A 12,700-nucleotide genomic window follows, 5' to 3' on the forward strand; every position below is an offset into this window, starting at 1 on the left:
GGCAAGTCAGACTGCAAGGACGGGCGCTGTACGAATGGGCCTGCGCCAATCAATGCCTTCCAGCAGCATCGACAACTGCGCAGTTGTCAGCGACACGCTGCCGCTGGTTGCTTGCGGCCAGATAAAGCGCCCTTGTTCCAGCCGTTTGCAGAACAGACACAAGCCGTCGCCATCCCACCACAACAGCTTGATCCGGTCACCGCGCCGTCCACGAAAGGCAAAGATCTGACTGGAGAACGGGTCGGCTTCAAGTTGAGTTTGCACCAAGGCTGCCAATCCATCGAAGCCACGGCGCATATCCGTGACGCCGGCGGCGATCCAGATACGGGTTCCAGCAGGCGGAGCAATCATCGCAGTAACTGCAAGATGACTTCCAGGGCACGCGGGTCAGGCGTGCCAGTAATGCGCAGCTTGGCTTTGCCAAGCTCAATCAGGATCTCGGAATAAGATACGGGCTGTGACTGGAGGGTTTGCGATGTATCCGTCGACGCCTCAATCACCTGAACAGGCAAAAGCGTTGCACTCTGGTTAATCGGGCCGAACATCCCTTCATGATATTGATGCCGCCAGCGAACCAAGTTGGCATTGACGTCATACTCACGAGCGATCAACGACACGGAGGTGCCAGGCTGGAGGGTGGTCTCGACGACTTGGCGTTTGAACGCCAGCGAAAAGTTGGGGCGGCGACCGGTTCGACGAGCGGGGGCAACTGTATCCAAGATAGTGTCCACTAAAAAATGGTGTCCACTATCTTGGCTAATTTGGAGGGCTGTCAGGAGAGGGTGCTGGCCGGACGGTTACCCAAAGCCGGGCATTGCGCGGCTTTTGTGCCTCTGCCACTGCCGCTTTAGCCAGCACATCCATCCACAGACTCACTTCGCAAACAACCGCCCAATATCCCTGAACGCCTTGAACTCCAACGCGTTGCCGCAGGGGTCAAACAAGAACAGCGTCGCCTGCTCTCCCACGTCGCCCTTGAACCGAATGTGTCCGGCGATGAAAAGACCACGCAAGCCTGTAACATATGCCCCCTATCCGTCCGCACCGGAGCTGCCCTTGCCTGTCCTCGATGAAATCGACCGCCAACTGATCGCCGCGTTGCAGATCAACGCCCGCGAGAGCGTGGCCATGCTCGCCAGGCAGTTGGGTATTGCGCGCACCACGGTGACGTCGCGCCTGGCACGCCTGGAGAAAACCCAGGTGATTACCGGTTATGGCGTGCGTCTCGGCCAGCGTGTGGTGGATAGCGGTTTGCAGGCGTATGTCGGCATCACCGTGCAGGCGCGTTCGGGCAAGGACGTGCTGCGCAAGCTCAGTGCGATGGCCCAGGTTCAGCAACTGTGCGCGGTGAGCGGCGAGTTCGATTACGTAGCATGGCTGCGCACCGATTCGCCGGAACAGCTCGATCAATTGCTGGATCAAATCGGCAGCGTCGAAGGCGTGGAAAAAACCACCACGTCGATCATCCTCAGTAACAAACTCGATCGCAGACAACCAATCTGACCAGCAATCTCGTCACTTTGACTGAAAACAATTCAATTCGACGACACTTTGCGTCTTATTAACGAACGCTACGCTCCCTAAACTGGCTGCCATCTTTTCCTATACTCAGCGGGCACGTCCCGCGAGCCGCTAGTAAGGTCAGCCATGAGCATTCCGTCCAGCAGCATCAGCAAGACCAATCGCCACCCCGCCGACGGTAAGAAACCGATCACCATCTTCGGCCCGGATTTCCCGTTCGCGTTTGATGACTGGATCGAGCACCCCGCCGGCCTGGGCAGTATTCCGGCGGCCAACCATGGCGCCGAAGTGGCGATCGTCGGCGCCGGGATTGCCGGCCTGGTGGCCGCCTATGAGTTGATGAAGCTGGGCCTCAAGCCCGTGGTGTACGAGGCCTCGAAGATGGGCGGGCGCTTGCGCTCCCAGGCATTTGAAGGGGCCGAAGGCATCATCGCCGAACTGGGCGGTATGCGTTTCCCGGTGTCGTCCACCGCGTTCTACCACTATGTCGACAAACTTGGCCTGGACACCAAACCCTTCCCCAACCCGCTGACGCCGGCTTCCGGCAGCACGGTCATCGACCTGGAAGGCCAGACCCACTACGCACAAAAACTGTCCGACTTGCCTGCGCTGTTCCAGGAAGTGGCTGACGCCTGGGCCGACGCCCTGGAAGCCGGCTCGCAGTTCGGCGATATCCAGCAAGCCATCCGCGACCGCGACGTACCGCGCCTCAAAGCGCTGTGGAATAAACTCGTGCCGCTGTGGGACGACCGCACCTTCTACGACTTCGTCGCCACCTCCAAGGCCTTCGCCAAGTTGTCGTTCCATCACCGTGAAGTGTTCGGTCAAGTCGGCTTCGGCACCGGCGGCTGGGACTCGGACTTCCCCAACTCCATGCTGGAAATCTTCCGTGTGGTGATGACCAACTGCGATGACCATCAACACCTGGTGGTCGGCGGCGTGGCACAGGTGCCCATGGGTATCTGGCGCCATGTGCCGGAGCGCTGCGCCCACTGGCCAGCGGGCACCAGCCTGAGTTCGTTGCACAGCGGCGCGCCACGGGCCGGGGTCAAACGCATTGCCCACGCGGCCGGCGGCCGTTTCGCCGTGACCGACAACTACGGCGATACCCGCGAATACGCCGCCGTGCTGACTACCTGCCAAAGCTGGCTGCTGACCACCCAGATCGAATGCGACGAAACCCTGTTCTCGCAAAAAATGTGGATGGCCCTGGACCGCACCCGCTACATGCAATCGTCGAAGACCTTCGTGATGGTCGACCGCCCGTTCTGGAAAGACAAAGACCCGGAAACCGGCCGCGACCTGATGAGCATGACCCTCACCGATCGCCTGACCCGTGGCACTTACCTGTTCGACAACGGCGACGACAAGCCGGGCGTGATCTGCCTGTCGTACTCGTGGATGAGCGATGCGCTGAAAATGCTCCCGCAGCCCATCGATAAACGCGTGAAGCTGGCCCTCGACGCGCTGAACAAGATCTACCCGAAAGTCGACATCAAGGCGCGCATCATCGGCGACCCGATCACCGTGTCCTGGGAAGCCGACCCGCATTTCCTCGGGGCTTTCAAAGGTGCGTTGCCCGGTCACTATCGCTACAACCAGCGGATGTACGCGCACTTCATGCAGAAGGACATGCCCGCCGAGCAACGTGGGATTTTTATCGCCGGCGATGACGTATCCTGGACACCTGCCTGGGTCGAAGGCGCGGTGCAAACCTCGTTGAACGCCGTCTGGGGCATCATGACCCACTTCGGCGGCCACACTCACGCAGAGAACCCAGGGCCGGGTGATGTGTTCGATGAAATCGGGCCAATTGCCCTGGCCGATTAAGGAGCCAAGCCATGCGTGTCGCCCTGTACCAATGCCCACCGCTGCCGCTGGATGTGGCCGGCAACCTCAAGCGCCTGCACCGCCTCGTGCACGAGGCGTCCGGCGCCGACGTGCTGGTGCTGCCGGAGATGTTCCTCACCGGCTACAACATCGGCACCGAAGCCGTCGGCGCATTGGCCGAAGCGCAGGATGGCGAGTCGGCGCAGACGATTGCCGAACTGGCGCAAAGTGCCGGGCTGGCGATCCTGTATGGCTACCCGGAACGCGCCGCGGACGGGCAGATCTATAACGCCGTGCAGTTGATCGACGCTCATGGCCAGCGCCTGTGCAACTACCGCAAGACGCACCTGTTTGGCGACCTCGATCATTCGATGTTCAGTGCCGGGGGTGATGATTTTCCGCTGGTGGAACTCAACGGCTGGAAACTGGGCGTGCTGATCTGTTACGACCTGGAGTTCCCGGAAAACACCCGACGCCTGGCCCTGGCCGGCGCCAATCTGATCCTGGTGCCCACCGCGAATATGGTGCCGTTCGACTTTGTCGCCGACGTCACCGTGCGGGCGCGGGCCTTTGAGAACCAGTGCTACGTGGCCTACGCCAACTACTGCGGGCACGAAGGCGAGATTCAGTATTGCGGGCAAAGCAGCATCGCCGCACCGGATGGTCAGCGAATCGCCCAGGCCGGCCTGGATGAAGCCTTGATCGTCGGCACGCTGGAACACCAATCGATTCTCGATGCCCGCGCCGCCAATGACTATCTGCAAGACCGTCGCCCCGAACTGTACGGCACGCTGCACAAGCCCTGATCTGGAGGGTTTGCTAGCATAGGCACTTCCCTCGTATCGGAAGTGCCCATGCCTGCGCCGGCCCAGCCTCATCACCTTCACCTGACCCTGGTCAACGGCCTGCGGGTTTCCCTGCGCCATGCCCCGCGTTTAAAGCGCTGCGCCGCTGTTTTACGGGTGGCGGCCGGCAGCCATGACGTGCCTTTGGCGTGGCCCGGCCTGGCGCACTTTCTGGAACACTTATTGTTTCTTGGCACTGAGCGTTTTCCGACCGAAGAAGGGCTGATGGCCTACGTGCAGCGCCACGGTGGCCAGGTCAATGCCAGTACGCGTGAGCGCACCACGGATTTCTTCTTTGAGCTGCCGCAGCCGACCTTCGCCGACGGTCTCGAACGCTTGGCCGATATGCTGACCCATCCGCGCCTGGCGCTGGACGATCAACTGCGCGAGCGCGAAGTGCTGCACGCGGAATTTGTCGCCTGGTCCCAGGATGCCAGCGCGCAACAACAGGTCGCGCTGCTGGAAGGTCTGGCAGCCGATCATCCGCTTCGGGGCTTCCATGCGGGCAATCGCGACAGCTTGCCGGTGGAACGTCAGGCGTTTCAGCAAGCGTTGCGGGATTTCCACCAACACTTCTACCCGTCGGGGCAAATGACGTTGAGCCTGGCCGGCCCGCAACCGCTGGCAGAACTGGAACGCTTGGCGCGGCGCTTCGGTGAGCAACTGAACGCCGGCCCGCGGCACCCGCAGGCGGCCCCTCCGGCCCTGCTGCCCGCTCATACACCGCGTTTTCAACACAGCGCCAACGGCCATCTGCATCATGTCATCAGCGTCAACACCCCCAAGGAAGCCCTGGATTTCCTCTGTCTCTGGCTCAACGCCTCGGCGCCGGGCGGGCTGCGCGCGGAACTGCAAGCGCGCCAACTGGCCAGCGCCCTGCAGGCGTCCGTGCTTTACCACTTCGCCGGGCAAGCGTTACTGGATCTCGACTTTACCCTCGGCGCGCAAAGCGACGTGGCGACGCAGATCGAAGCACTGTTGTACGACTGGCTGAGCTTTTTCGCACACAGCGACTGGACTTCTCTGCGCGAGGAATTCGCCCTGCTCAACGCGCGTCAACAGCAGATCCAAGGCGCCCTCGCGTTGGCCAGGCATGACAGCGAAGAGCTGGAAGCATCCTTGTCGGAGCACCACGTTGCCGCCCTCAAGGCTCTGCTTGATGCCCTGCCGCTGCAAGCCTGCCGACACGCGTGGCAACTGCCGCCCAACAATCTGTTCCTGCGCCCACCCGTAAAGGACGAGCGCGCCGGCCTGATTCGCGGCCAGACCAGCGCGCACCGGGGCCTGCGCACTTTTGCCCAGGACCGTTCCCGGGGGCGGCGAGAGCTGTCGGCGTTGTCGTTCAGCCCGGCGTTGGCCGATGACCATGATGAAGGCGCGCTCTACCTGCGTTGGCGGCTTGATTGCCCGCTCCCAACGGCGCTGGAAAACGCCCTGCAGCCGTTGCGCGAAAATGCCCGCCAGGCCGGTGTCGACTTATCCTTCGATTCGATCGGCAATGACTGGCTTGTGAAAATGGTCGGTCTTCACCAGCCCATGCCGGCGATACTCGATGAACTCGCACTCAGCCTGAACCCGCCCGAAGATGATCTGCGGCCGGGCCCTGCCGCCACACCGCTGATTGCCATTCGGCAGTTGCTCAAGGCGTTGCCCGCGTGCTGTGCTGGCGTGCAGCCGAACACCCAAGCGCCCTCGATGTCGTGGACACGCGCACGCTGGGAAGGCATGGGCATTGGGCTGCCCGCCCACTGCGAAGCGGCGCTCAAGTCCGCCGCCGCCCGCTTGCCTGGGCAACCGGACACGCTCGAATGCGAATTCGCCAGCCTCAGCGGCCAGCATCTATGGCATGAGATCAATACCGATGCTCACGACGCAGCGTTGCTGCTGTTCTGCCCAACGCCGACGCAGTCCCTGGCAGATGAAGCCGCGTGGCGCCTGCTGGCGCACCTGCTCCAAGGGCCGTTCTACCAACGTGTGCGGGTAGAGCTGCAAATCGGCTACGCGGTGTTCAGCGGTATCCGACAGATCAATGGGCAAACTGGCCTGCTGTTTGGCGTGCAATCCCCCAGTGTTTCCCTTGAAGGGATCATGGAGCACCTGCGGACCTTCCTCGCACAATTGCCGGCATTGATCGACGCCAGCGACAACCTCGGCCACCCGGCGCTGGCGCAACAATTCACGGCGCAAGCGCTGCCCATCGCCCAGGCCGCCGAATTGTTGTGGCAGGCGCGCCTGGCCGGCCATCCGTCGGATTATCTCGCGCGGCTTCAACACGCAATCCAAGCCCTAACCCGGGAGGACTTGCAACGCGCCGCCCAACAGTTACGGGACGCTGCAGGCGGCTGGCACTGTATCGCCAACGGCCCGCGCATTGGCGAGGGTTGGCAATCGGCGGGCTGATCATTGCCGCCCCTGCAATAGGCTTTTTCCACCAAGACAGCGCTAACTTGGAAAAAAATGCGTAATATTCCTACGAGCACATCTGAACATCTCCGATTGGAGGTGGACTATATGTATTACTTGGTAGTAAACGCCCCATCCCTTCGTAGGAGTAAGAATATGACTTGGTCCAAACCTGCTTACACTGATCTGCGCATCGGTTTCGAAGTGACTATGTACTTCGCCAGCCGCTGATTGGCTGGGTAATACAACGCCTCGGCCCGTCCGGGGCGTTTTTGTTTTCAGCTTTGCTTGATGGAGCGGCCATGTTTGTCCAGATTCTAGGTTCCGCCGCCGGCGGCGGCTTCCCGCAGTGGAACTGCAACTGCGCGAACTGCGCAGGCTTTCGTGATGGCAGCCTGCGAGCTCAGGCGCGTACCCAGTCATCCATCGCGATTTCCGACGATGGCGTGAACTGGGTGCTGTGCAATGCCTCGCCGGATATCCGCGCACAACTGCAGGGCTTCGCGCCGATGCAACCCGGCCGCACACTGCGCGATACCGGCATCAGCGCGATCATCCTGATGGACAGCCAGATCGACCACACCACCGGCCTATTGAGCCTGCGTGAAGGTTGCCCGCACCAGGTGTGGTGTACCGACATGGTCCATGAAGACCTCAGCAGTGGTTTCCCGCTGTTCACCATGCTCACCCATTGGAACGGCGGCCTGGCCTGGAACCGCATCGAGCTGGACGCCAGCTTCACCATCCCGGCCTGCCCCAACCTGCGCTTCACCCCGCTGCCGCTGCGCAGTGCCGCACCTCCGTATTCACCGCACCGCTTCGACCCGCACCCCGGCGACAATATCGGCCTGATCGTCGAAGACCTGCGCACCGGCGGCAAACTGTTCTACGCCCCGGGCCTGGGCAAGGTTGACGCGCCGTTGCTGGACATCATGGCCGGCAGCGACTGCCTGCTGGTGGACGGCACCATGTGGGACGATGATGAAATGCAGCGCCGTGGCGTCGGCACCCGCACCGGCCGCGAGATGGGCCACCTGTCGCAGAACGGCCCGGGCGGCATGCTCGAAGTGCTGGAACACCTGCCTAAGCAGCGCAAGGTGCTTATCCACATCAACAACACCAACCCGATCCTCGATGAAGATTCTCCCGAGCGGGCCGAGCTGGTGCGGCGCAATGTCGAAGTGGCTTACGATGGCATGAGCATTGAATTGTAGGAGCAGACGACATGACTGACACACCGTTGACGCCCGCCGAGTTCGAGCATGCCCTGCGGGCCAAGGGCGCCTTCTACCATATCCATCACCCGTACCACGTGGCGATGTATGAAGGCCGCGCCACCCGCGAGCAGATCCAGGGCTGGGTCGCGAACCGTTTCTACTATCAGGTGAACATTCCGCTGAAGGATGCTGCGATCCTGGCGAACTGCCCGGACCGCGAAATCCGCCGCGAGTGGATTCAGCGCCTGCTCGACCACGATGGCGCCCCCGGTGAAGACGGCGGCATCGAAGCCTGGCTGCGCCTGGGCCAGGCCGTCGGCCTCGATCCGGACCAACTGCGCTCCCAGGAACTGGTGCTGCCCGGCGTGCGCTTTGCGGTGGACGCCTACGTCAACTTCGCCCGCCGTGCGCGCTGGCAGGAAGCCGCCAGCAGCTCGCTGACCGAACTGTTCGCGCCGCAGATCCACCAATCGCGTCTCGACAGCTGGCCGCAGCATTACCCGTGGATCGACCCCACCGGCTATGAGTATTTCCGCACCCGCCTGGGCCAGGCCCGCCGCGATGTGGAGCATGGTCTGGCGATCACCCTGCAGCACTACACCACCCGTGAAGGCCAGGAGCGCATGCTGGAAATTCTCCAGTTCAAACTGGACATCCTGTGGAGCATGCTCGATGCCATGAGCATGGCCTACGAACTGAATCGCCCGCCGTATCACAGCGTGACCGAGCAGCGGGTCTGGCATAAAGGGATCACCCTATGAGCTTTGATCGCAGCAGAACACCGGTCTGGCGTCCGGGCTATCGCTTCCAGTACGAGCCTGCGCAAAAAGGCCATGTGCTGCTCTACCCGGAAGGCATGATCAAGCTCAACGACAGCGCCGCGTTGATTGGCGGGTTGATCGACGGTGAGCGCGACGTCACGGCGATCATCGCCGCGCTGGATGAACAATTCCCTGGTGTGCCTGAGCTCGGTGACGACATCGAGCAATTCATGGAGGTCGCCCGTGCTGAGCACTGGATCACGCTTGCCTGAACAACCGGCCATCGGTCTGCCGCTGTGGCTGCTCGCCGAGCTGACCTATCGCTGCCCGCTGCAGTGCCCGTATTGCTCCAACCCGCTGGATTTCGCCGAGCAGGGCAAGGAGCTGAGCACTGAGCAATGGATCAAGGTGTTTCGCGAATCACGCGAGATGGGTGCCGCGCAGTTGGGCTTTTCCGGCGGTGAGCCGCTGGTGCGCCAGGACCTCGCCGAACTGATTGCCGAAGCGCGCAAACTGGGCTTCTACACCAACCTGATCACTTCCGGCATCGGCTTGACCGAGCAGAAGATCAGCGATTTCAAAAAGGCGGGTCTGGACCATATCCAGATCAGCTTCCAGGCCAGCGACGAACAGGTGAACAACCTGCTGGCCGGCTCGAAAAAGGCCTTCGCACAAAAACTCGAAATGGCTCGCGCGGTGAAGGCCCACGGCTACCCGATGGTGCTGAACTTCGTCACTCATCGGCACAATATCGACAAGATCGACCGCATCATCGAGCTGTGCATTGCACTGGAGGCGGACTTTGTAGAACTCGCCACCTGCCAGTTCTACGGCTGGGCGCAGCTCAATCGTGTGGGGTTGTTGCCGACCCAGGAACAACTGGTGCGCGCCGAACGTATCACCAACGAATACCGCGCCAAGCTCGAAGCCGAAGGGCACCCGTGCAAGCTGATTTTCGTCACCCCGGATTACTACGAAGAACGCCCGAAAGCCTGCATGAACGGCTGGGGCAGCATCTTTCTGACAGTCACTCCGGATGGAACCGCCCTGCCCTGCCACGGTGCCCGACAGATGCCGGTGCAATTTCCTAATGTGCGTGACCACAGCATGCAGCACATCTGGTACGACTCCTTCGGTTTCAACCGCTTTCGCGGCTACGACTGGATGCCGGAGCCGTGCCGCTCATGCGATGAAAAGGAGAAGGACTTCGGCGGCTGCCGTTGCCAGGCGTTCATGCTGACCGGCGATGCGAGCAACGCCGACCCGGTGTGCAGCAAATCCGAGCACCACGGCATCATCCTTCAAGCCCGGGAAGACGCCGAACACGCCACCCAGACCATCGAGCAACTGGCCTTTCGCAACGAGCGCAACTCCCGGCTCATCGCAAAAGGCTGAGGGCCTCAGCGCTTGGCGATGATGTACACCGCGTGAATGATGCCTGGGAAGTAACCGCACAAGGTCAGCAGAATATTCAGCCAGAACGCGCCGGCGAAACCCACTTGCAGGAACACACCCAGTGGCGGCAACAGGATGGCGATGATGATGCGAATGATGTCCATGGGGTCAGCTCCTGAAAATCGGCTCGTGTGAGCCGTCTAGCTAATCGACCTTGGACGTTCGTGAGGGTTCAGTGGGATCTGGCACTGCGGCCACCCTTCTCTGAACAAAAAAAAACGCCCCCAGCCAAAACAAACAAGCTGGGGGCGCCGCGTATACCGCGAGACGGTTCAGGAATTAGGGGTCAAACGGCGATGCCCTTGCGGCATTGCACCTGTGCGGTACGCACCCGGGAAAAAGCGTGAGTCAGGCGCAGGAGCATTTCGTCGATGTCGCTTTTGCTCACCGTTAGGGCCGGGGTGAAGCGCAGGCAGTTGGGTTGCGGGGCGTTGAGGATAAGTCCTTCGTCCAGAGCGGCTTTTACCACAGCGTCTGCAGAATCATCCGATAACGTCAGTCCCCACATCAGGCCGTGGCCGCGCAGTTGACCGTGGCTGTAGCGGTAAGACAGGCGGGCAAGACCTTCGCCGAGGTAGCAACCAGACTCTTGTACATGCTCGAAGAAACCGTGCCCCAGCACGGTATCGAGTACCGCCACCCCGGCCGAGGCCATCAGCGCATTGCCATGATGGGTGCCGTCCAGCTCACCGACTTCGAAGCAACAGGCTTTGCCGCGCGCCAGCAGTGCCGCCAGCGGCACACCACCGCCCAGGCCTTTGCCGAGCGTAATGATGTCGGCGCGCACACCGTAGTGCTCTTCGGCAAGCAAGGTGCCGCAACGGCCGATACCGGTTTGCACTTCATCGAGGATCAGCAAAATACCCAGCTCGCGGCACAGTCGCTCGACACCCTTGAGGTAATGCTCGGTCGCGAGGATAACGCCGGCTTCGCTCTGGATCGGCTCGAGCATGATGGCAACGGTTTGCGCATCAACGGCCGCGTGCAGCGCCGCCAGATCGTTGAGCGGGACGTGGCTGAAGCCCGGCAGCTGCGGTTCAAAGCGGTTTTCGCGGCTGCTCGCCGAAGCCGACATCGCCGCGAAGCTGCGCCCATGGCAACCGTTGCTGGCGCTGATGATGCGATAAGCGCCACCGCGATACAGCTGGCCCCACTTGCGCGCCAGTTTGATCGCCGCTTCACAGGCTTCCGCGCCGCTGTTGAGCAAATACGCCTGATCGCTGCCGGTGCGGTGGCACAGGCGGTCGACGAGGTTGAGTTGGGGGCGGTTATGCAAACCGTGACCGGGATTGATCAGCGCATGGGCCTGATCGGCCAAGGCCCTGATCAATACCTGCGGGCTGTGGCCGAGGCTGTTGGCCGCGCAGCCCTGGCTGAAGTCCAGATAGGCGCGATCATCGCTGTCCCACAACCAGGAACCCTGACCGCGCACGAAGACCTGCGGGGGGCGCGCTACGGTAGGCATCAAGCATTCACTGGGAAAATCTTCGCCGCAAGCATCCAGGATCAAGTCATCCAGACTGGCCGCCGAGCGGCGCAAATTGAACAGGTTCACACTTTTTCTCCCATGGCAAGCATGCCGTGGTCGGTGTACCCCGTAAAACCTGCCTGGAGGTTTTTTGTCTTGCCTATGCAAATACCATCAACATAAACGCTAATCATCGCCCGATCTGGCCCTGTAAGCCTTGTGGATAGGCGCTAGACTAGGCGTCTCGGGGGCCATCGGCCATTTCGATTTTCCAGCTTTTTCGATAAGAATTACTTATGGATTTTAAGCAACTGCGTTATTTCGTCGCGGTGTATGAGGAAGGCCACGTAGGCCGTGCCGCTGAGCGTCTGTCGATCTCCCAACCGGCCCTGTCACAGCAGATCCGCCAGCTCGAACAAAACCTCGATGTGAGCCTCTTCGAACGCAGCAGCAAGCGCCTGCTGCCGACCCTCGCAGCCCATACGTTATACAACCACGCCTTGCCGTTGATCGATGGCATGCAGCAAGCCGTGGAGGCATTGCGCAACTTCAAGGGCCAGGCATTGCGCACCTTGGCCATCGGCGTGCTGCAAACCGTACACACCAGCCTGGTCCCGCAAATGCTGGAGCGCGTGCGCAAGGCCCAGCCGCACCTAGTGGTGCAAATCTACGAACTGACCGGGATTGAAATTGAACGGCGCCTGCTCAACGGCTCGCTGGACATCGGCATCAGTTACCTGCCACCCCGCCAGCCGGGGTTGCACGGCGTGCTGCTGTATGAAGATGAGCTGAAGGTGGTCATCCCGGAGGATCACCCCCTGCGTGAATTCAAGAAAGTCTCCCTGACACAGGCGGCCGAGTTGCCGATGTTACTGCTGGGGGAGGAGTTTCAGATCAGGCAGATCTGGCAGAGCCAGTTGTCCAACCTCGGGCGGCGCCCGCAGGTACAGGCGGAGTTGAATACCATGGTGGGGATTCTCGACAGCCTGCCTCATACCAAATTGGCCACGGTGCTACCGGGACGCTCCCAGGACGAACACAACAGCAAGGCGCTGCTGTGGAAACCCTTGAGTGAACCCAGGGTGCCGCTGAAAGTGGGGTTGGTCTGCCGCGATGTGCAGCGCCAGCAAGCGACGTTGGCGTTGCTGCGCACCTTGCTGGAGGACGTGATGAATGCCCCGCAGGTGCCGGCCTGACTTT

14 protein-coding genes and 1 pseudogene are annotated in these 12,700 nt (G+C 61.4%); 10 read left to right on the forward strand and 5 right to left on the reverse strand.

The annotated features are described in order from the left end of the window. Positions 1-6: 6 nt before the first annotated feature. From tnpB to ACS5Q8_RS26615, 3 genes and pseudogenes are all read right to left on the reverse strand, one after another. Positions 7-351, reverse strand: a complete 345-nt coding sequence (gene tnpB, locus ACS5Q8_RS26605) for an IS66 family insertion sequence element accessory protein TnpB (RefSeq protein WP_465159616.1) — start codon at positions 349-351, stop codon at positions 7-9. Beyond that, positions 348-719, reverse strand: a complete 372-nt coding sequence (gene tnpA / locus ACS5Q8_RS26610; protein ID WP_465159617.1) for an IS66-like element accessory protein TnpA — start codon at positions 717-719, stop codon at positions 348-350. The genes tnpB and tnpA overlap by 4 nt, the downstream gene beginning before the upstream one ends. Positions 720-872: 153 nt before the next feature. Then, a pseudogene (locus ACS5Q8_RS26615) lies at positions 873-998 on the reverse strand (VOC family protein); the annotation flags it as partial. 58 nt (positions 999-1,056) lie between these two features. Here ACS5Q8_RS26615 and ACS5Q8_RS26620 point away from each other — a divergent pair. The 9 genes from ACS5Q8_RS26620 to pqqE all read left to right on the forward strand — a co-directional run bounded on the left by ACS5Q8_RS26620 (position 1,057) and on the right by pqqE (position 9,972). Next, positions 1,057-1,503, forward strand: coding sequence for an Lrp/AsnC family transcriptional regulator (locus ACS5Q8_RS26620; protein WP_426102322.1), 447 nt, complete (start codon positions 1,057-1,059; stop codon positions 1,501-1,503). Positions 1,504-1,668: 165 nt separating this feature from the next. Further along, on the forward strand, positions 1,669-3,351 hold the full coding sequence (locus ACS5Q8_RS26625) for a flavin monoamine oxidase family protein (RefSeq protein ID WP_247395886.1): 1,683 nt from the start codon (positions 1,669-1,671) through the stop codon (positions 3,349-3,351). Between the two features lie 11 nt (positions 3,352-3,362). After that, the gene (locus tag ACS5Q8_RS26630) at positions 3,363-4,157 is read left to right on the forward strand and encodes a carbon-nitrogen hydrolase family protein (protein WP_465159618.1); all 795 of its coding nucleotides are present in this window, start codon (positions 3,363-3,365) and stop codon (positions 4,155-4,157) included. Between the two features lie 48 nt (positions 4,158-4,205). Further along, a complete protein-coding gene (pqqF, locus tag ACS5Q8_RS26635; RefSeq protein ID WP_465159619.1) occupies positions 4,206-6,596 on the forward strand; it encodes a pyrroloquinoline quinone biosynthesis protein PqqF in 2,391 nt (796 codons plus the stop codon). Between the two features lie 159 nt (positions 6,597-6,755). Next, on the forward strand, positions 6,756-6,830 hold the full coding sequence (gene pqqA, locus ACS5Q8_RS26640; RefSeq protein ID WP_003194766.1) for a pyrroloquinoline quinone precursor peptide PqqA: 75 nt from the start codon (positions 6,756-6,758) through the stop codon (positions 6,828-6,830). Positions 6,831-6,901: 71 nt separating this feature from the next. Next, entirely contained in the window at positions 6,902-7,813 is a 912-nt protein-coding gene (pqqB, locus tag ACS5Q8_RS26645) for a pyrroloquinoline quinone biosynthesis protein PqqB (protein WP_465159620.1), read from the forward strand. An 11-nt stretch (positions 7,814-7,824) separates the two neighbouring features. Beyond that, positions 7,825-8,577: a pyrroloquinoline-quinone synthase PqqC gene (gene pqqC, locus ACS5Q8_RS26650; protein WP_276195166.1), complete on the forward strand. Its 753-nt coding sequence runs from the start codon at positions 7,825-7,827 to the stop codon at positions 8,575-8,577. Continuing rightward, a complete protein-coding gene (pqqD, locus tag ACS5Q8_RS26655; RefSeq protein WP_443697258.1) occupies positions 8,574-8,849 on the forward strand; it encodes a pyrroloquinoline quinone biosynthesis peptide chaperone PqqD in 276 nt (91 codons plus the stop codon). Before pqqC ends, pqqD begins: the two co-directional genes overlap by 4 nt. Beyond that, positions 8,842-9,972 carry a pyrroloquinoline quinone biosynthesis protein PqqE gene (pqqE, locus tag ACS5Q8_RS26660; RefSeq protein ID WP_443697264.1) on the forward strand — a complete coding sequence of 377 codons (1,131 nt, stop codon included), beginning with the start codon at positions 8,842-8,844 and terminating at the stop codon, positions 9,970-9,972. The genes pqqD and pqqE overlap by 8 nt, the downstream gene beginning before the upstream one ends. A 5-nt stretch (positions 9,973-9,977) precedes the next feature. Here pqqE and ACS5Q8_RS26665 read toward each other — a convergent pair whose 3' ends face one another. Both ACS5Q8_RS26665 and ACS5Q8_RS26670 read right to left on the reverse strand, forming a co-directional pair. Next, the gene (locus tag ACS5Q8_RS26665) at positions 9,978-10,136 is read right to left on the reverse strand and encodes a YqaE/Pmp3 family membrane protein (RefSeq protein WP_010207008.1); all 159 of its coding nucleotides are present in this window, start codon (positions 10,134-10,136) and stop codon (positions 9,978-9,980) included. A gap of 182 nt (positions 10,137-10,318) precedes the next feature. Next, positions 10,319-11,587, reverse strand: coding sequence for an aspartate aminotransferase family protein (locus ACS5Q8_RS26670; RefSeq protein ID WP_276195168.1), 1,269 nt, complete (start codon positions 11,585-11,587; stop codon positions 10,319-10,321). A 209-nt stretch (positions 11,588-11,796) separates the two neighbouring features. Here ACS5Q8_RS26670 and ACS5Q8_RS26675 point away from each other — a divergent pair, with 209 nt between their 5' ends. Then, complete coding sequence (locus tag ACS5Q8_RS26675) at positions 11,797-12,696, forward strand: LysR family transcriptional regulator (RefSeq protein ID WP_276195169.1); 900 nt, start codon at positions 11,797-11,799, stop codon at positions 12,694-12,696. Positions 12,697-12,700: the final 4 nt, after the last annotated feature.

Source organism: Pseudomonas sp. PAMC25584 (genome assembly GCF_058135675.1).